Source organism: Nicoliella spurrieriana (assembly GCF_023380205.1).
GTDB classification, from domain to species: domain Bacteria; phylum Bacillota; class Bacilli; order Lactobacillales; family Lactobacillaceae; genus Nicoliella; species Nicoliella spurrieriana.
This window is the reverse complement of record NZ_CP093361.1, coordinates 956,157-975,611: the sequence shown is the minus strand read 5'-3', so window position 1 is coordinate 975,611 and position 19,455 is coordinate 956,157. Positions and strand designations below refer to the sequence as shown.

Below are 19,455 nucleotides of genomic sequence, written 5' to 3'. Positions count from 1 at the left end.
TAATCAATATTATCATAGTATATTAACATCAAATTAGCAATCCTTTTGTACTAAAAAAGGTTACCCCAATGGGATAACCCTTTAAATTACTTTTCGCTATCAATGGTTTGCTTTGATACCGGTTTAACATCCACTTGATCTAGCGGAATTAACTTCGTGTGGTTCTTTACCTTATAGAAAATGTATAGAATCAACACTAGTGGAACACTAATGTAAGTAATTCCAATTTCCTTCCAATTAAAATTAGAAAAGGCAGAGAGGTCTTGCCCCACAATAATTAAAATACATAGGATCAAAGTCAGAACCGGACCAATCGGGAACAACTTAGCATGGTAAGAAAGTTCGTCGATCGAGTGGCCTTGCTTGACAAACGCCCTTCTAAATCTAAAGTGAGAAATTGCAATTCCCACCCAGGCAATAAAACCAGTCAAACCGGAAGCAGCAACTAACCAGAGGTAGATTTCTGGACCCGCAAAGCTAGTAATGAATGTAGCAAGTGCAATCACGGTCGTAATGACCAATGAAGCAAATGGCACTCCGCGACCATTTGTTTTGCCAAATCGCCGTGGAGCAAAGTCACCATCAGACATCGAATATAACATCCGTGTTGATGCATACATCCCAGAATTAGCAGATGAAATTACTGAAACCAAGATTACTGCGTTCATAATTCCTGCAGCAGCAGCTAACCCAGCGCGCTTGAAGACCAAAGTAAATGGACTGATCGCAATATCACTGGCACTAGAACCCAGTAAGTTCGGACTTGTGTATGGAATCAAAGCCGCAATTACAAAGATGGCTAAAATGTAAAATAAAATGATTCTCCAGAACACTTCACTGATTGCTTTTGGCACACTGTGCTTAGGATCATCAGATTCACCAGCGGTAATTCCCACTAATTCAGTTCCTTGAAATGAGAATCCAGCAACTACGAAAACGGAAAGCATTGCTGGGATGCCACCAACAAACGGAGCCTGCTTGTAAGTAAAGTTACTAAGGCCCACTGCGGTTCCACCACCCATAATTCCAAAGATGGTCAATACCCCAACGATTAAAAAGATAATAATCGTAGCGACCTTAATTAATGACATCCAATACTCAATTTCCCCAAATGCACCCACAGAGGCAGCATTAATTAAGAAAATCAGGATCAAGACCCCACCACTAAAGATCCAACTAGGGACGTTCGGCATCCAAAATTTCATTACCAAAGCGGCGGTACTAATATCAACGGCAACCGTAATTGCCCAATTGAACCAGTAATTCCATCCCATTGCAAATCCTAGCGCCGGATCAACGTATTTGCCGGCATATTCTGCAAACGAACCACTAACCGGTGTGTTGGTGGCCATTTCACCTAAACTAGTCATTAGGAAGTACACCATCAATCCCATTAAGATGTACGCTACTAACGCCCCACCGGGGCCCGCTTGTGAAACGGTCGAACCACTAGTAACGAACAGTCCCGTTCCAATCGAGCCCCCAAGGGAAATCATTGAAACATGTCGGGTCTTGAGTTTTCTCTTAACCCCGTTCGAATTTTTATCATCACTCATATCAATATCCTCCTAGATTTTTTCTAAGAAGGCATTGGACTCAAAAATAAAAACGCCCGCTTATACAAAGTGGCGTTTTGATTTCATCTCTAGCTATTAACTAACTATCGAAAGCGCCCCGTGAATACTCACGACAGTGCTTGACCTATTAAGTCAAGCCCCAGCTCAAATCGCAAAAAGACGATTGTCACTTCGGCGGAAATTCCTTTCGCTACTGGTCAACATTGCTTTTCAACTCACAGTAGTTACTAATCAGTCCCGCACCTCTTCTTAGATAATTTGATATAGATAATATTATATCTTTTTTAATATTTATTTACAAACTTATTTGAAACTGTTCAATCGATTCACCATTCAAGTTAACGAACCGCCCCACTTGTTGAAAATGATTGTTCAACAATATTTTTTGCGAAGCCCCGTTCGCTATTTGTACGTTTGCCAGCAGGGTCTTTACCCGCCCGTTACGACTTAATCGCCCTAATAAAATCTGCAGTGCACTGCCCATGATTCCCCGATTTTGAAAGTCCGGATGCATTAGAAAACCGATTTCTAAGTTACAATGATCAGGTTGCATTGTGGCACTAACCTGCGGATATAAAAAAATGAACCCAACGACTTGTCGATCAAATGCAACTGCGTACCCATGCCCGCTCGTCAATTCAGCATTTAGCATTGCCTGGGCATCTGCTAACTTAATTGCCGGGGAAAATCCCGCTGCGCTGGCGACTGCTTTTGATCGTACCACATGCCAAAACGCATGATCATCACTAGCTAGTAATGGCCTAACCGTTATCAATGACACCTTACCCACCTCCATTAAATGAGTTACAATATAATTAATTCTATCCCTAGGGAGGGTTTTCCATGCAAATCATTCAAAAGTCTTTATTCCCCCAATCAAACGCCTATTTAAAGGGCTACGTTCGTGAAGCAGATTCAGATTCACAACATTTTAAATTTCCAGCCGTCATCATCGTCCCAGGTGGATCGTTTACCCATATTTCAGACCAACAGGCTGAAAGTTTTGCACTTAGTTTTGCTGCGCAGGGCTACCAAAGCTTTTATCTCCGCTATAGTTTTGATAATGAAAAACGGCCCCTCATGCCAAATCCGCTAATTGAATTGGGCCAATCAGTTGATTATCTCAAACAACATGCCGTTGATTTAAACATTGATCCCAATCAAATCATCGTGTGCGGATTTTCAATCGGTGGCTTTGTCGTTAGCTCATTTAATAACCAATATGATGATCCAGAATTTATAAACCGTTTCCATCCCCAAAACGACCTAACCCCAAAGGCCGTCATCCTTAGTTATCCGGTCATCGATTTAAACCTTGGCTTTCCAAAGGATCCAGAGCAAATTTTAGACTGGGAAGCAAATCCGAAGCTGACTGCAGCTGAAAACGGAGTCACTAGGACTAACGTGCCCACCTTTATCTGGCATACCGCCGATGATCCATTTGTCCCCGCTGTGAACTCATTGAAGTATGCCGAAGCGTTGGCAGCAAACCAAATTGACTATGAGCTCCATGTTTTTCACCACGGGCGGCACGGGATGGCCATGGCCAACCAACTAACTGCTTGGAATAATGAAAGCAACGACCCCCATGTTGCTGAGTGGTTCAAACTGGCAATTGAATGGCTCAACCAACTCTAAACTAAAAGGCATTGTGGATAATCCACAATGCCTTTGTATTAATAAATAGACTTTTGAAATGGATGGTAGCGGTTTAATTTCCCTGCATAGTGGTAGTATAGCCATTCACAAAATTGGAACCAGGTATACCCGACTAATAGAGCACCAACCGTATCTGATGGATAGTGAGCGTTCAAAAAGACCCGCGACATCATCACTAATATAACGTAGATGACGGCAATCGTTTTAGCAACTATCTGTGTCCGCCGATTCTTAAGCATTGGAATTAATAATACCCAAATTACGCTGACTACTAATACCGTTCCTAAAACGTGGCCGCTGGGATAACTAAATCCAGTATCGGCAGCAGAATGCAGAAGTGGCCGGGGCCTTTGAACGATTTTTTTTAAAATCACACCAACGACGTTTCCACTAAGCAAAGTAGCAAGTGCCCACACCGCCGGAATCCGGTAGCGAATCGTCCACAGAAAGAATGCAATAATCACAATCCATAAAATATCCATCTTGGGGCTCGCCAAGAAGGAAATCGCCCCGTACAAGACCTGCTTATAGCCCTGTTCATGTCCCTGAATGGAACTAGTGGCAAGTGAATCCAGAAACGCTAGGTACCCATAACCGCTTCCGGAACTGGCCATTACTCCACCGGTAACAATTATCGTAAGCACAAATGACAATAGGAACCGGTACAAGCGGTTAATGTCCTTATTAATTAACACCTAATTCATCCCCTAATAGTATTAAATATCCAATATCATTATAACATAGCAACTGATAACGAACGCCCCCTAATAATTTACAATTCTTAAAGAATGAGCATATAATAAACTGCGTATTAAAATGTCTATGTATAGGAGGATTATCATGCTGGAAACTGCTTTAATCATGATTGTAATCGGTATTTTGGCTGGAATTGCCGGCGCAATCCTAGGTCTAGGTGGGGGCATCATCGTTACTCCGGTCTTAACCCTTGGATTCGGCCTTAATATTAAATATGCAATTGGGGCTAGTATCATCGTCGTAATTGCCACTAGCTCTGGTTCCACCATTGCATACCTAAGGGATGAAGTGTTAAACCTCAGAGTTGCAATGTTTCTAGAAATTGCCACCACCATCGGTGCGGTAGTGGGATCACTTTTGACCGGGGTGTTAAATCCTAAGTACCTCTATGTGTTATTCGGATTACTTCTTATTTTTTCTGGATTCAACATGGTTAGAAAACTTAGAATGAAAGCTAACGACTATGGAACTGGCAAGGACGATGCGTTAGCTAGTAAATTAGAGTTGAACGGGCGTTATTACGACAAGAATCTAAAGCAAACGATCGACTACCAGGTCACAAACGTTCCGGGCGGCTTATCAGTAATGTTTGGGGCTGGCCTTGCTAGTGGACTGTTAGGAATCGGGTCAGGAGCATTTAAAGTCATCGCTATGGATACCTTTATGAAAATGCCACTCAAGCCATCCAGTGCGACCAGTAACCTAATGATGGGGGTCACCGCTGCTGCCAGTGCCACCGTTTACTTTTTCAATGGAACCATCCTACCAGGAATCGCAGTTCCACTAGCCCTCGGGATTCTAGGTGGTGCCGTTGTGGGGTCGCGAATCATGCAAGTCCTCCCCACCAAGTTGATTCGGATTGTGTTTATCCCGATTCTTTTATACATTGGTGGTAACATGTTGCTACAAGGATTTGGGGTGAAACTATAATGAACAAACAACCAGATGAACACCTGAATCAAGAAATGAATAGCATTGAACTGATCATTGGTAAAATTCTCAGAATTGGAGTGATCATCTCAGCAACCATCATGCTCATCGGGTGGTTACTACTAGTCATTACCGGCAAAACCGGCTATGCGGGTAACTTCCATCCCACTTCATTTCAGCAAATCATCGCTGGAACGGTGCAATTAAAACCCGATGCCATCATGATGTTAGGGATTTTTTGTTTAATTTTAACCCCCGTCTTACGGGTAATCGTTTCAATTTATTCGTTCTTTAAAGAACGCGATATGTTGTACGTATACATTACTTCATTTGTGCTATTGGTATTAATTATCAGTTTCTTGATTGGACTTTCGCAAGCATAGTTAAAAGACGCAACTCCATTAGGAGTTACGTCTTTTTTCATTTTCTGCTTTTTCACGAACTTTTTCACGATGGTAATGACGGGGCGAACGATAATGACGCGCCTTAAAAACCAACTGGTTCAAAACTTCAGCCACTAAGAACCCCGCGGAGATGGATCCAGCAATAAAGGCTACCTGTAAAAAATTAAACTTGGCTAATCCGTAGTCATTCAAAGCCATGTCCCGCATGACTTGGTATGCTTGTCCGCCGGGCACCAGCGGTACTAGACCTGGAATATTGAAAATAATCACCGGTAGTTTTTTATAGCGGGAGGCTAAAATACCGGCAATCCCGATCGTAAGGGTCCCAAAGAAATTTGCTCCAATATAGCTACTGCTGCCGAAAGCATTAATGTAGATATAATAAACTAACCATCCCAACACCCCTACAATGCCATCAAGGTTTAAAGCCCGGTGGGGAACGTTAACTAAGATTCCAAAACAAATCGTTGCAATGTATACGAAGAAAATATTTACAAAAATCATTTAAATACCCCTACTTAAATATTGTAATTGCTAATGCGACCCCAAACCCTAGGGCACAGGCAATCATTAACGCCTCAATCCCCCGTGCGGGACCACTAACTAGATTTCCGGATAGTGCATCGCGAACTGCATTTGTAATCGGGACCCCCGGCACAAGTGGCATGATTCCACCAATGATTAAATCATCAATACTATTGGCAAAGTGTAACTTAATCAACATAATTGAAGCAATCGCCACGACGAACGCTGCTAAAAATTCACTAATAAATTGCACTGCAATATACTTATTAATCATGTAATACGCAATCCATCCCAGCATGCCGACGATACATGCAGCCCAAAAATCAGGAATGTTATTTCGAAACACCACTTCCAAGGTCCCACTAATAACCGCCGCAGAAAGGGTTTGTAACCAAAATGGATAATCCTTCACGTTCTTTTCGATCAACGCCAATCGATTATAAAATTCCTGCAGGGTGATTTTATGGGCCGCGAACTGTCTTGAGTAATCATTGACTAACGAAACCTTCTCTAAATTAAACGTCCGCTTTTCAATTACCGCAACCTGCGCCCCAATTTTACTACTGGGTGACATCATAATCCCAGTAAGTGTAACGTAGGCCCGTGCTTGGTATGCTTGAGCATTTTCAGCAATGCGGTAAAGCGTATCGGTGACCCGGCTCATTTCAGAACCATTTTCAATCATAATCTTCCCCACCAATAAGCAGGTTTCAACAACTAATACGTCTTTTTTTGTCCGTGGCTTTGGCAAAGCTAACCCCTCCATTAAATGCACTTATATGTACAAAAGAGCTCCCATTCGGGCGCCCTTTTAAAATCATCTATTCAACTGGTTTGATAAAGACATAGTGTGAAGCCTTATAACTAATTGAAATCTCTTGGTCATCAGTAATGTTGATCACCTTCATTGGGCCCTCAAATGGAGCGTGATCAATTACCTTCAATTTATCACCAATATCTAATTGAATATCACCGAGGTAAGTTAGTAGATCGTGGTTATCGATGAAGCGATCGACCACAACCACCGAACCGTCTGGAGCATCATTCAATAGGGTGTGGCTATCCTCGGAGTATTTACCACTAGCGGTCGGAATCACACCACCGTGTGGACAGTGGGTGGGATGGCCCAACTTAGCATCCAGTGCCTCTAATAACTTGGGACTAGTCACGTGTTCCAACTGTTCAGCTTCATTATGAACATCAGGTAAGTCATAATTTAACTCCTGCACCAAAAAGGTCTCCCAGATTCGATGCTTCCGAACTAGTGATTCGGCTAGTTTGACTCCCGCGGGAGTCAATGAAACTCCCGAGTAAGGCTCATGGGCAACTAACCCCTCTTCAACTAGCTTATTAACCATTTCAGTAACTGAACCCGCGGCGATATTTAGTCCAATCGAGATTCTTTTGTTGGAGACTTTTTTAGTCGTTCCACCAAGCTCGAAAATGATTTTAAGATAATCTTCCTTCATTGGACTCATTTATTTCACCTATTTCTAACTATTCCATAAAAAAATACGGATAAAGGTTCCGTTTTGTTTTACGAAAATAACTTTCCAATATATAATTAGATTATACAGCAAATTAGTGCCTAAATAAATGGTTACGCTTTGTTAGCCAGGGGAGTTATGATATTATGAGTGATAAATTATTTGACTTTAAGGACCTTAGCGATTCAGCTAAGCAGACTGCAGTAAAGAATTTCGCAATTTTCTATGTGCATCAATACGCCAATAATAACATGGAATTAATTGCTAATTACGATGTTGATGGTGTCGTTCAGGATATTAACCGCGACCTATATATTAACCGATTCAATCTAGAATCAACCATCATTAGCGACTCGGTTTCAGAACGCTTTACAAAGTATGCCCACTTATTAGAAAATATCGACCAAAAATACTTTGATAACGGTAACGTTGAAAAAAGTTGGGATCTTTGGTACCAAGACAAGTACGCCAATGTCAAACGGGGGCTATAACCCAAAAGATTTTCAATCCATATCGGATTGAAAATCTTTTTTATTTAATATCAGTTCCCTGGTCAAAGAAGAAATCCTCTTCCTTTCCCCGTTCCACTTCTGCTTGAATCGTGACGTGATCAATATTGTACTTACGCTTCAAAAGGTCGCTAATTGGTTGATAGATCTTTTCAGCATCACTAATCAACATATCGTGCATATTAACGTGTGCTGAGAAAATAATACTATTTTCATCGATGGACCAAATATGAACATGGTGAACATTGGTAACCCCGTCCACACTTAAAATGTCCTTTTTAAGGCTTTGGCAATCAACGCTAGGTGCCCCCTGCATTAAAATATAAATCGTCTTTTTTATGATTGGCCAAGTCTCAAACATAATGTAAACTGCAACGATAATTGTAACTAACGGGTCGGTAAAGTACCATCCGAACACGTTAATTAAAATTCCGGCAATGATGATGCCGACCGAGGATAATGAATCACTCAAGAAGTGTAAATAAGTCGCCCGCACATTTAGGTTGCCCTTTGAGCCCCTGCTCAATAGCACCGCTGAAATGAAGTTTGCAATCGTACTGATAATTGCAACAATGAACATTAAACTACCGTCCACCTTTTCAGGCTGCATTAATTTTTGCACTGCTTCAATGATCAAGAATCCAGATACTACAATCAAAAAGACTGAATTAACAAATGCGGAAATGATCTGCGCCCGTTTAAATCCATACGTATTTTTACTGGTCTGTGGTCGACCGCTAATGCGATGGGCGTAGTAGCTAAGCACTACCGATAGTGAATCCCCTAAATTATGAAATCCATCCGAAATCAACGATAAACTACCGGCAAAAATTCCCCCTAAAAATTCAACCAACGTAATCAGTGCATTTAACACCGTTACGAATAAAAATTTACCACCACTCAGCGCATGATCGTGATCATGTTCATGGTCTGCCATTTGATTACCTCCTTACATATTCAATTATAATTATACGTGCATCAATCATTTTGTAAACAGTAAATTAAAAACCACTTGATCCAATCATCAAGTGGTTTTTACTATTGCACCATGCGCCAATTACCTTCGGCTGCCTTGGAGATTTGATTTAAGAAATGTAGAATCCGACCGGCAGTTTCTTCATCATGGCTTACCAGATGATTTAAGCCCTCCCCAGACGGCATTGGGGTCGAAAGTCGAAACTGCTTGCCATCAAGATGGCCCTCTGAAAATGCCACCACCGTTTCACCAGATTCAATTTGGGTGAAGATAAAAAAGAGGCTGTAATCATCGTCTTCCTTCATGTAGGCCGGCATTGACCAAACGCCGTCGGTAATTTCTTGCATTTCCTCATTATCAAATCGGTAATATTTATGGTTAGCCTTCGTAATGGGCTTTTCCAAAATGAACAGCATCTTATCAAATCCTGAATCGCCTAGTTTAATGTTATCTTGCATGTTCTGAATCCTCCTTAGATTGATTTAACTTAATGTGTTCCATTCTTAATTTTTCAATTTCACCACGAATTTCACCCATCATTTCCAATTGAAGCCGTGAAATTTCTAGCGTATGTGGCATTTGACTTTGGTTTAAGTGGTCTAATTTTGCATGTAAGATGCGCAATTCATGCTCAGACTTTAAATTAACATGGAAGTCATTTTCAGCATCCATTCGATCACGATCAGCAGACCGATTTTGACTCATCATAATAATCGGAGCCTGAATCGCTGCAATACAGCTCAAAAATAAATTTAACAGGATAAATGGATACGGGTCGAACTTCACCCCAAATAAATGTGTCACGTTCAATACCATCCACGTTGCTAGAATGGCAACGAAGATTAAAATAAACGTCCAACTACCCCCGAACCGGGCCACCCCATCTGCAACGCGCTCCCCAAACGTTTGTTGATCACTTAACACCTTATTCACATCGGTCACTTCATAATTATCATCTTGAAGGGCCTTGGTCAACCGGCGGTTAATCCGTTGATTATGCAAATCATCCGAATGAATCATCTGATCAATTCGATTAATGCGGTAATCCAACAGGTGGTGGTTACAAATAAAGCTTTGCGGAGTGGCAGTCCGGTGTTCATTTTTAATTTGGTTGTATAGGGGCCGCCTTAACTCATGTAAATACATCCCCGCTTCCACTGGATAGCGCTTGCCATCAACGATGCATTGTGCATCCCCATTTTCATCCCCCATGGTCAGTCCTCCCTATCAATTAAAACTGCGATATCATTTGGAATTGGTGCCTCATACTGCACGAACCGCTCACTAAACGGATCATAAAATTTTATTGAGCACGCATGCAATGCCTGCCGATCAATGCCCGCATCTAAGGGGCCGCCATATAATTGATCCCCTAACAACGGGTGCCCCGTTTCGCTTAGGTGGACCCTAATTTGGTGGGTGCGACCGGTATGCAATTGCAAAAGCAACTGGGTATAGTCGCTAAAGCGTTTAACGACCCAGTATTCGGTCTTAGCAGATTGCCCAGCTGCCATTCGATGGCGTTTGATCTCGTCATCCTGCTTACCGATTGGAAAGTCGATCAGCCCGTGTTCATCATCAAATGCCCCCTGGGCCAATGCCAAGTAGTGCTTTTCAATCGCATGGTTCATGACCTGCTGGTTAGCTAGACTATTGGCAATCCGATGCTTGGCAACTAATACCACCCCACTAGTAAACCGGTCTAAACGGGTAATTAAATGTGGTCTTAGGTCCTGGCTGCCTTCAGCAAGCAAGTGCCCCTTAATGCGATTCACTAACGTGTCCTGTCGATTACTAGGTCCCGGCACCGAAGTTAGACCCGCTGGTTTATTGACCACTAACCAGTTAGCATCTTCATGGATAATGTCCAGCGGTTGCGAACTGGCAACCACGTTGGGATCACTACTTTCAGCAGGGAGGCTAACTTTAACCACGTCACCTGGGTGTAGTGCCACATTGCTGGTCACGGAACGGTCGTTGACCCTGAAATCACCGGTGGCTCGTAGTGATAAAAACATCCGGTGGCTAATCCCGTGTTGTTTCAAAAAACTCTTTAGTGTGTTCCCAGATTGATTTTGGTACTGCCATTCTAATTCGATATGCGTCTGCCCCTCTTCTTTTCTTCCAAGTATTATCATATCAAAAAAAGACTGCAAATTGCAGTCTTTCGTAATTAGCTATTTATAATTACACCTGGTTTGACGAAGTGCTTCTTAATGTATTGAGCAATTGCATCGAATTCGCGAGCACTAAATGGATGCCAATTCGAATTGCTATCCTTAGCCATTAATTGGTTATCCCGTTCCTCAACATGGATTCCGGCGAGTCGATAGTAATCCACCTTCACTTCCGGATGGTAACTTTTGAGCCATCCAATTAAACGGCGGTAGCTAGTGTAGTAAATAAAATTAGCATTCTCCAGTCCGCGATCCAAACGGTTTTGGACATCACGACAGACATTGTTGAACGCGCTATCTTCAGCGGTCCGATACATGCATGAACTCATTTAATCAATCCCTTCATCATGATTTGATTCATTTTAGCATCATCCCAAGTCAAATTAAATTAAATGGAACTAGCTATTTAAGAAAACCTAATGATTAAATACGTAATTTAGTTTATTTTATATTCACTTTTAAATTATAAGTATCAGGTTAACAGCCAATGGGACAAATGTCAAATAAATAAGAATCCTTTGCCACTAAATCCCATGCTAACAGTGTTTACTAGTTGAGCATTTACGATAATTAAAGTAAACTAGATACCAAAGAATGAAGGGAACCAATATTATGAAAACTAAATATAAAAGAATTGTTATCAAAATTGGCACAAGCTCAATCATCGATGCCGATAGCAATATTCGTAAGGACGTCATTGAATCATTAACTGCGGTCTTAAGTGGATTGAACCAGGCCGGCTTAGAAGTCCTCCTGGTCACTTCCGGTGCGGTCGGGGTCGGCATGCACACGGTCGGGATGCACACTAGGCCAAGTGAAATTGGTGAATTGCAAGCCCTATCTGCCATCGGTCAAAGTGAATTAATGGACATTTACGCTGATCACTTTAAAGCCCACGACCAAACGGTAGCCCAGCTACTCTTGACCCGCGACGTTGTCGACTATCCTAAGAGCAGTCAAAACGTATTAAAGACGATTAATACGCTTCTAAAAAACAACGTCATCCCAATCATCAACGAAAATGATGCTATCTCAGTGGATGAATTTGACCACCGGACGACATTTGGTGAAAATGACCAATTGGCTGCCATCGTCACCAACTTTGTAAATGCTGATTTATTAATCATCCTATCAGACATTAATGGCTTATACGATGCCAACCCCAAGAAACATCCCGATGCAAAACTATTAGAATGGATCCCGGCAATTACCGAACAACTTCGTTCGGTCGCTGGCGGCCATGGTTCGCAATTCGGCACTGGAGGGATGGAAACCAAATTAAATGCAGCTGATTTAATTCTGCAAAATCATCGGGCCATGGCCATCTTAAATGGCCAAGACCCATCCATTATCAATCAATTAATTAGCGGCGCAAACGTTGGAACCTACTTTAGCGCCGAGAGACCGGAGGGACGTAACAATGAATCAAAATGATTTAATTGAACTTGGCCACCGCGCCAAACAGGCTAGCTACGTAATCAGTGCCATGGGCACGCACCAAAAGAACCAGCTGCTGTTAGCATTTGCAGATGCACTAGAACAACACCAAGCAGACATTTTAGCCGCTAACCAACGCGACCTAACCAATTCACAGATCGAACCCCGCTTCGTAGACCGCTTGACCCTTACTGAAACTAGAATCGCTGATATGGCCCACGGTTTGCGTTCACTAGCTGAACTAGCGGACCCCATCGCTGAAATTGACGGGGGCTGGGAAACCGAAAGCGGCCTGCGGGTCATTAAACAACGGGTCCCACTGGGGGTGGTGGGCATGATTTATGAAGCCCGTCCGAACGTAACGATTGACGCTGCCGGACTATGTTTTAAATCCGGCAACGCCGTCATCCTAAGGGGCGGTAAGGAGTCACTTCATTCTAACATCACCTTGGCAAACTTAATGCGGCAGGTATTAAAAGCGCATGGGCTCGATGAGAACATCATTCAAATTATTCCGGACCCTTCACACGAGTTAGCCCAACAGTTCATGGAGTTGACCGACTCCATTGACGTTTTGATTCCCCGCGGGAGCGCGCGGTTAATTCAAGCCGTCGTCAAAAACGCAACCGTTCCGGTGATTGAAACCGGCGCTGGAAACTGCCATATCTATGTCGATCAAGCTGCCGATGCTCAGATGGCACTCGATATCATCATTAACGGAAAGGTGCAACGGCCATCGGTATGTAATTCGATTGAAAAGGTGTTAATTCACCGCTCCGTTGCTGCTCAAATGTTACCAGAAATCGTTGCTAGCTTACGCAAGCACGGTGTTGAAGTGCGTGGGGATGCGGCCACTCAACAGATCGTTCCCGATGTGATTCCGGCCAATACGGCGGACTGGTCCACTGAATACAATGCATTGATCATTGCCATTAAGGTGGTTGATTCAGAAGAACAGGCAATTCAATGGATCAACCAGTATGGTACCCACCATTCCGAAGTCATTGTTTCTGATAACTACCAAGCTGGTACGCAATTCCAAACGCAAGTCGATGCAGCGTGTGTGTACGTGAACGCATCATCACGGTTCACGGACGGCTTCGAATTTGGCTTTGGGGCTGAGATTGGCATCTCAACTCAAAAACTCCACGCGAGGGGGCCGATGGGTCTTAAAGCACTCACCTCATACAAGTACATCATCAATGGGAATGGCCAGGTTAGAAAATAAACTAAAAATGGAACCGATATGCTCACATATCAGTTCCATTTTTTAATTTAATGTAAATTGATTATTCCCATTCAATGGTCGAAGGTGGCTTACTAGTAATATCATACACAATCCGGTTAATCCCCTTCACATCATTTACCATCCGAGTCGAAATCTTAGATAGCACATCCCATGGAATCTGTGAAAAATCAGCGGTCATCCCATCAATTGATGAAACGGCCCGAATTGCAATCGTGTATTCATAGGTCCGGCCATCGCCCATTACCCCAACACTCTTAAAACCAGGAAGAACGGTAAAGTATTGCCAAACTTCACGTTGTAGCCCGGCCTTCGCAATTTCATCACGCAAAATGGCGTCGGTCTCACGCACTAAGTGGAGTTTTTCTTCGGTAATTGCACCAATCACCCGAATTCCAAGGCCAGGCCCTGGGAATGGTTGGCGCCATACTAAATCATCGGCAATTCCTAACTTCTTACCAAGTACCCGTACTTCGTCCTTAAAGAGACTCCGGAGTGGTTCGATCAACTTAAACTGCATGTCTTCAGGTAGTCCACCTACGTTATGGTGTGACTTGATGGTTTGGGCAGTATCGGTCCCACTTTCGATCACATCGGTATACAACGTCCCTTGAGCTAAGAACTTAATGTCCTTGAGCTTAGAAGCTTCGTCATTAAAGACTTCAATGAATTCCTTCCCGATGATCTTACGCTTTTGTTCTGGGTCGGCAACCCCTGCCAACTTGCTTAAGAAACGTTGTTGAGCGTCAACCTTAATGATGTTTACCCCTAAATCTTCATTTAAGGCCTTCATTACCTGCTCTGGTTCGTTCTTTCTCATCAAACCATGGTCAACAAAGATACAAGTTAGTTGATCACCAATCGCGCGGTTCAATAATGCAGCCACGACGCTAGAATCCACGCCCCCGGAAAGGGCCAAGATGACCTTTTGGTCGCCAACTTCTTTGCGGATGCTATTTACCTGCAGGTCAATGAAATCATCCATCGTCCAGTTCGCTTTAGCACCACAAATGTTAAACGCAAAGTTCTTTAAGATGTCATTACCATACTTGGTATTCCGCACTTCAGCGTGGAATTGGACTCCATAGAATTTCCGTGCGTCATCTTGCATGGCAGTAATTGGACATTCAGCGGTCGTAGCAACACTTTCAAATCCATTCGGTACCTTGGTGACCAGGTCACCGTGACTCATCCAAACGGGTTGTTTTTCAGGGAGTCCTGAGAATAACGTTGGTTTATCATGTTCGGTGACGTCAATTTCAGCATGTCCATACTGACCGTTGGAAGATTCAACTTCACCACCACCTAGGGTGTAAGCCATTAATTGCATTCCATAACAAATCCCTAGAATTGGAATCCCTAATTCGAACACCTTTGGATCCACTCGAAGGGAGTTTTTATCGTAAACACTATTAGGACCTCCGGAGAAGATAATCCCCTTTGGGCCCCATTCCTTAATTTCTTCAGCAGTCATCGTATGGGGTTTTAATTCTGAGTAAACGCCCAAATCACGGATTCGACGGGTAATCAATTGATTATATTGACTACCAAAGTCTAATACCAAGATTTTATCAAATGATGATAAATCAATATTAGCCAAGCCATACACCCTTTCAATTAATGCAAACTGTTTTCTACTATTTATTAATAATAATAATCGATAAACTAGGTCAAGGTCAAATTAAATTCTAGTATTTTCGTAACAATAGTTCATCGATGATATGCTGATTTGATTTATGAATGATCATATCGGCCCGACTCCGGGTGGGTAAAATATTATCATTTAGATTTGGCAGGTCAATATCGCGCCAGACCCGCTTCGCCATTTGTAGTGCCTCATTTCGATCACCAGTTGCATAATCATAGTAATAATTCGATGGGTTCATGAATGCCGTATCCATTAATTTTTTGAAGCGGTCCAGGTACCAACTCTCAATTAATTTCGAGTCAGCATCAATGTAGATGGAAAAATCGGTATAATCACTAACGTAGATCTGTTGATTACTAGGCAACTGTAACGTATTGATGCCCTCAATAATCAAAATATCGGGGCGGTCAATAATATCATAACGATTCGGGATAATATCGTATACATCATGGGAATACACCGGCGCTTTAACGTCTTTTTGCCCATCTTTGACCTGGTCCAAAAAATAAATTAAGCGGGCCATATCATAGCTTTCCGGAAACCCCTTCCGATTCAAAATGCCCCGCCGCTTGAGTTCTTCAGTCGGGTACAAAAAACCATCGGTCGTGATCAATTGTACCTTGCGATCCTTTAAAAAGTATGACAACAATAGTTCCAATAAGCGGGCAGTCGTTGACTTTCCAACCGCAACGCTACCGGAAATTCCAATAATGAACGGAATCTTGCGAGCCGGTTGTTGTAAGAACTGGGCTCGTGTGGTCTGCCATTGATCAAAACTATCGGTCCGTAACCGCAGTAAATGAACCAACGGAATGTAGACGTCTTGTACATCCTGTAGTGAGATCTCATCGTTAAACGCCTTCACACGCTTCAAGCCGTTTTGTGTTACCGGAACGGACTTAGTCTTATAAAACTCACGCCACCGCTCCTTAGTAAAGGAATAGTAATTAATTGGTTTGCTCATCATGACCCCCTATTTGACCTGGTAGCGTTGCTTTGGCACCGCATTGAACAATGGCGATAGTTCACCAGTAGCAATGACGGTCAAGTCGTGCATTGCCCGGGTACAAATCGTATAGACTAACTGCCGGTCATCTTCGGCTTGGTAGCGTTGCTTTGAAGCATCCCACATTACAACGGAATCAAATTCAAGCCCCTTGGCAAGGTAGGATGGAATCACCAAGACCCCCTTGGTCAACCGCTGGTTCTCAGTCCGCAATAGGTTGTTTTTGACCCCGCGTTGATCAAGGTGTGCACTCAGCTGCTTACAATCAGATAGGGTTTTTCCAATGATGGCAATCGTTTCGCCGGGCTCACTTTGAATAACTTGTTCGAGTGCAGTCAGTGCTGCGTCGTGATCCTTAGCGACCGTTACCATGGGTAATGCTCCCTGCCGGGCGAACGATTCAATCTTTGAATCGCTGCCCAGGAGGTACTTACTAAAATCGGTAATTTGTTCGGTCGAACGGTACGACTTGTTCAATTCAATCACCCGGGTCTGTTCTGGATCGAACATGGTTGCCAAATCATTCATCATCGTCTGGCTATTCACATGGGTAAAGATAGCTTGATTCAAGTCGCCTAATAACGTGAACTTGGCCCGGGGGAAGTTATACTTTAAAAAGGCCAATTGAAATGGCGTGTAATCCTGGACTTCATCAATGAAGAGGTAGCGAATATCGCGGTTAACGTGGCGCCCCGTCATTCGATCGTACAAGTAGAGGTACGCTGAGACGTCAGCCATTGAAATTTGGCCGTTTTTAAGGCCCTTGATGGTCGAATTAATCCCCGCTTTCCATTCTTCATTGGTAATTTGATGGTGGCTTAAATCAATTAATTGGGGCATCTGACGAAGCATGTCCACGGTTTGTTGGTTGATACTCAAAAAGCGGTTATGAATAATTTGCTTATGCACCCGCTTGAACGCACCGATGACGATGTGTTTAGCGATAAAGCGGTATTCAGCATCGGGGTCGGCAAATTCATCGGGGTGGCTCATTCTAAGCGTCCGCAGTTGTTCATCACTTAGGTCTTGGATGGCACTTTCGACCCATTTGGCCTTTACTTCGGACTTGATGCGCCGATTCAAGCGTTTCACTAGTGCTTCACGGGTCTCGTCAATCCGGTTTCTAAGGTTGTAGTTATCGTTGAAGCCGTAGTAGATGGATTGAATTAATTCCTTACTAAATAAAACATTGCCCTGAAATTTAATGTTTCTAAACCGCATCCCGGTGTGATTCAGGCTCTCAGCATACTGACTGACCGCATCAAAATATGCCAGGCTGCTCTTAAAGTCATTAATCTTACGTTTATGGGTCGCACCGGAATTATCCTCCAAGAAGCGTTGGGATAGGTTTTCCACTTCCAGATTCGGTAACCGGTGGCTAGCGTATTGGTAGTACGTCATTTGAACCATGTTTTGTTCGCCCAGTTCTGGTAAGACCTGGTTAATGTAGTCATTGAACAACTGGTTAGGTGAAAATAAAATCACCTGGGAGGAACTTAAATTGCCCCGGTAGCGATAAAGTAAAAACGCCACTCGTTGTAGCACTGCAGCTGTTTTTCCGGATCCAGCAGCTCCCTGGACGAATAGTAGGTCTGATTTAGTATCCCGGATAATCTGGTTTTGCTCGCGTTGGATGGTCGTTACGATGCTCTTCATCTTAGTGCTTGACTGGTTATTCAAGTTATTGAGCAACAGTTGATCACCGATTGCAGCATCGGTATCAAAGATGGTCTTAATCTTACCATTTTCGATTTGGAACTGCCGTTTTAACTTTACATCCACGGTTTGTTCGCCATCGGGAGTCATGTATTTAACCGCTCCCAACTTATTTTCGTAGTAGATACTAGAAATTGGGGCGCGCCAATCGTAAATTAGGTAGTGGTCCGGCGAATCGGCCAGTGAAGCTAAGCCAATGTAAATCGTTTCATCACGATTCTCGCCATGCTCGTGAATATCAATGCGGGCAAAGTAGGGCCGTACCTGTAGCCGCTTTAATTTTTCAACCTGGGCGGTGGCGTTGTTCCAGCTATTTTGCCGTTCATCTAGCAGTTGTTGTTGTTGACGAATCGACACCGAGGTGTCCATTAGTCCACTGTAGGTTCCGGAATTTAGCCGGACATCATTATAAAAATTATCTTGAATTGCATTTTCATCTTGTTCAGCTTTTTTGACACTAATTTCAAATTTATGCTTTTGGGTTACAATTTCATCTTCCACCACGTCTAAGTGGTGTTGTTCATATTCTTTAATCGAGTCGGCCATTTTAAGTATCTCCTCACTTTAAAACTTGACTAAATATTTTAGCACACTTTGCGCCAATACAAAACTAAAGTAGCATTAAATCACAATTAATCCCATTCATTAACAAATATGATAGAATTAAGTTAACAAATCAAACGTTGTAGGAGGATTTTTATGCCAACTGTAAATATCTATTTTGTTCGTCACGGTCAAACCTATTTAAATTTTTATAACCGCATTCAAGGCCTCATTGATGCTCCGTTGACCGACCAGGGGATCAAAGATGCAGATCAGGCTGGGGAACGTTTAAAATCAGTCGTCTTCGATGCTGCGTATTCTAGTGACCTTCCCCGCGCTGCCAATACCGGCCGTCACATTTTAGCCAAGAATCCCACTTCAATTAAGGAACCCATTTTGGACCCCGCCTTTCGTGAAGTCAACTTCGGTTACTTCGAGGGTAATGATAGTGGCCAAGCATGGCACTTTATCGGTGGTCCCAAGGGCCTTAATGACTTCGGCGCCATGCTTAAAAAATTAGGGATGGGTGGTAGTGCGACCTTAATTCGCAAGGCAGACCCATATCAAGAGGCTGAAGATGATGATATGATTCGGCAACGGTTCCAACCCGGATTAGACCGGATTCTAGCAGCTGCCAAGGATGGCGATAATATTTTAGTAACCGCTCACGGGTGCATCATTCGGTGGATCACTGAACAATACAGTGACTATGATATTTCAGTCCCCATCTACAACGGTAGTGTTACCAAGATGGTCGTAACCGATCATCAACCTACGATCGAATCATACAATCAAATTGACTAATTCCCAATTAGATTAGAAAAAGAGTTGAATCGACATCGATTCAACTCTTTTGATT

Annotated in this window: 21 protein-coding genes and 1 riboswitch; of the genes, 7 read left to right on the top strand and 14 right to left on the bottom strand. The window is 42.9% G+C overall.

What is annotated here, in order from left to right; translation table 11 throughout:
- Positions 1-86: 86 nt before the first annotated feature.
- Both MOO44_RS05295 and MOO44_RS05290 read right to left on the bottom strand, forming a co-directional pair.
- Positions 87-1,556, bottom strand: a complete 1,470-nt coding sequence (locus MOO44_RS05295; protein ID WP_260116145.1) for an amino acid permease — start codon at positions 1,554-1,556, stop codon at positions 87-89.
- Positions 1,557-1,659: 103 nt separating this feature from the next.
- Positions 1,660-1,833, bottom strand: a riboswitch (Lysine riboswitch).
- 39 nt (positions 1,834-1,872) lie between these two features.
- A complete protein-coding gene (locus MOO44_RS05290; RefSeq protein WP_260116144.1) occupies positions 1,873-2,358 on the bottom strand; it encodes a GNAT family N-acetyltransferase in 486 nt (161 codons plus the stop codon).
- 62 nt (positions 2,359-2,420) lie between these two features.
- Here MOO44_RS05290 and MOO44_RS05285 point away from each other — a divergent pair, with 62 nt between their 5' ends.
- On the top strand, positions 2,421-3,215 hold the full coding sequence (locus MOO44_RS05285) for a lp_1002 family arylesterase (protein ID WP_260116143.1): 795 nt from the start codon (positions 2,421-2,423) through the stop codon (positions 3,213-3,215).
- Between the two features lie 38 nt (positions 3,216-3,253).
- On the opposite strand, the gene MOO44_RS05280 is transcribed toward MOO44_RS05285, so the two are convergent.
- Positions 3,254-3,931 (bottom strand): phosphatase PAP2 family protein, encoded by a 678-nt coding sequence (locus MOO44_RS05280; RefSeq protein ID WP_260116142.1) that lies wholly within the window; start codon positions 3,929-3,931, stop codon positions 3,254-3,256.
- A gap of 145 nt (positions 3,932-4,076) precedes the next feature.
- On the opposite strand from MOO44_RS05280, the gene MOO44_RS05275 reads away from it, so the two are divergent.
- Both MOO44_RS05275 and MOO44_RS05270 read left to right on the top strand, forming a co-directional pair.
- Entirely contained in the window at positions 4,077-4,922 is an 846-nt protein-coding gene (locus MOO44_RS05275; RefSeq protein ID WP_260116141.1) for a sulfite exporter TauE/SafE family protein, read from the top strand.
- On the top strand, positions 4,922-5,305 hold the full coding sequence (locus MOO44_RS05270) for a DUF1634 domain-containing protein (protein WP_260116140.1): 384 nt from the start codon (positions 4,922-4,924) through the stop codon (positions 5,303-5,305). The genes MOO44_RS05275 and MOO44_RS05270 overlap by 1 nt, the downstream gene beginning before the upstream one ends.
- 18 nt (positions 5,306-5,323) lie before the next feature.
- Here MOO44_RS05270 and MOO44_RS05265 read toward each other — a convergent pair whose 3' ends face one another.
- The 3 genes from MOO44_RS05265 to MOO44_RS05255 form a co-directional block, all read right to left on the bottom strand.
- Entirely contained in the window at positions 5,324-5,830 is a 507-nt protein-coding gene (locus MOO44_RS05265; protein ID WP_260116139.1) for a threonine/serine exporter family protein, read from the bottom strand.
- A gap of 10 nt (positions 5,831-5,840) precedes the next feature.
- Positions 5,841-6,602 carry a threonine/serine exporter family protein gene (locus MOO44_RS05260; RefSeq protein WP_260116138.1) on the bottom strand — a complete coding sequence of 254 codons (762 nt, stop codon included), beginning with the start codon at positions 6,600-6,602 and terminating at the stop codon, positions 5,841-5,843.
- Positions 6,603-6,672: 70 nt separating this feature from the next.
- Positions 6,673-7,329, bottom strand: coding sequence for a metal-dependent transcriptional regulator (locus MOO44_RS05255; protein WP_260116137.1), 657 nt, complete (start codon positions 7,327-7,329; stop codon positions 6,673-6,675).
- A 155-nt stretch (positions 7,330-7,484) separates the two neighbouring features.
- Here MOO44_RS05255 and MOO44_RS05250 point away from each other — a divergent pair, with 155 nt between their 5' ends.
- Positions 7,485-7,829 (top strand): hypothetical protein, encoded by a 345-nt coding sequence (locus MOO44_RS05250; protein ID WP_260116136.1) that lies wholly within the window; start codon positions 7,485-7,487, stop codon positions 7,827-7,829.
- Between the two features lie 40 nt (positions 7,830-7,869).
- Here MOO44_RS05250 and MOO44_RS05245 read toward each other — a convergent pair whose 3' ends face one another.
- From MOO44_RS05245 to MOO44_RS05225, 5 genes are all read right to left on the bottom strand, one after another.
- The gene (locus MOO44_RS05245; RefSeq protein WP_260116135.1) at positions 7,870-8,784 is read right to left on the bottom strand and encodes a cation diffusion facilitator family transporter; all 915 of its coding nucleotides are present in this window, start codon (positions 8,782-8,784) and stop codon (positions 7,870-7,872) included.
- 101 nt (positions 8,785-8,885) lie between these two features.
- Positions 8,886-9,281, bottom strand: coding sequence for a hypothetical protein (locus tag MOO44_RS05240; protein ID WP_260116134.1), 396 nt, complete (start codon positions 9,279-9,281; stop codon positions 8,886-8,888).
- Positions 9,271-10,035: a DUF1003 domain-containing protein gene (locus MOO44_RS05235; protein WP_260116133.1), complete on the bottom strand. Its 765-nt coding sequence runs from the start codon at positions 10,033-10,035 to the stop codon at positions 9,271-9,273. Before MOO44_RS05235 ends, MOO44_RS05240 begins: the two co-directional genes overlap by 11 nt.
- A 2-nt stretch (positions 10,036-10,037) precedes the next feature.
- Complete coding sequence (locus MOO44_RS05230) at positions 10,038-10,961, bottom strand: RluA family pseudouridine synthase (RefSeq protein ID WP_260116132.1); 924 nt, start codon at positions 10,959-10,961, stop codon at positions 10,038-10,040.
- A 35-nt stretch (positions 10,962-10,996) separates the two neighbouring features.
- The gene (locus MOO44_RS05225) at positions 10,997-11,329 is read right to left on the bottom strand and encodes a hypothetical protein (RefSeq protein ID WP_260116131.1); all 333 of its coding nucleotides are present in this window, start codon (positions 11,327-11,329) and stop codon (positions 10,997-10,999) included.
- 283 nt (positions 11,330-11,612) lie between these two features.
- On the opposite strand from MOO44_RS05225, the gene proB reads away from it, so the two are divergent.
- Both proB and MOO44_RS05215 read left to right on the top strand, forming a co-directional pair.
- Positions 11,613-12,434 (top strand): glutamate 5-kinase, encoded by an 822-nt coding sequence (proB, locus tag MOO44_RS05220; protein ID WP_260116130.1) that lies wholly within the window; start codon positions 11,613-11,615, stop codon positions 12,432-12,434.
- Entirely contained in the window at positions 12,421-13,665 is a 1,245-nt protein-coding gene (locus MOO44_RS05215) for a glutamate-5-semialdehyde dehydrogenase (protein ID WP_260116129.1), read from the top strand. The genes proB and MOO44_RS05215 overlap by 14 nt, the downstream gene beginning before the upstream one ends.
- Positions 13,666-13,726: 61 nt before the next feature.
- Here MOO44_RS05215 and guaA read toward each other — a convergent pair whose 3' ends face one another.
- The 3 genes from guaA to helD form a co-directional block, all read right to left on the bottom strand.
- Entirely contained in the window at positions 13,727-15,283 is a 1,557-nt protein-coding gene (guaA, locus tag MOO44_RS05210) for a glutamine-hydrolyzing GMP synthase (protein WP_260116128.1), read from the bottom strand.
- Positions 15,284-15,371: 88 nt separating this feature from the next.
- Positions 15,372-16,295, bottom strand: coding sequence for a type I pantothenate kinase (coaA, locus tag MOO44_RS05205; RefSeq protein WP_260116127.1), 924 nt, complete (start codon positions 16,293-16,295; stop codon positions 15,372-15,374).
- A gap of 9 nt (positions 16,296-16,304) precedes the next feature.
- Positions 16,305-18,599, bottom strand: a complete 2,295-nt coding sequence (helD, locus tag MOO44_RS05200) for an RNA polymerase recycling motor HelD (RefSeq protein ID WP_260116126.1) — start codon at positions 18,597-18,599, stop codon at positions 16,305-16,307.
- 153 nt (positions 18,600-18,752) lie between these two features.
- Between helD and MOO44_RS05195 the strand changes: the two genes are divergently transcribed.
- Positions 18,753-19,400 carry a histidine phosphatase family protein gene (locus MOO44_RS05195; protein WP_260116125.1) on the top strand — a complete coding sequence of 216 codons (648 nt, stop codon included), beginning with the start codon at positions 18,753-18,755 and terminating at the stop codon, positions 19,398-19,400.
- Positions 19,401-19,455: the final 55 nt, after the last annotated feature.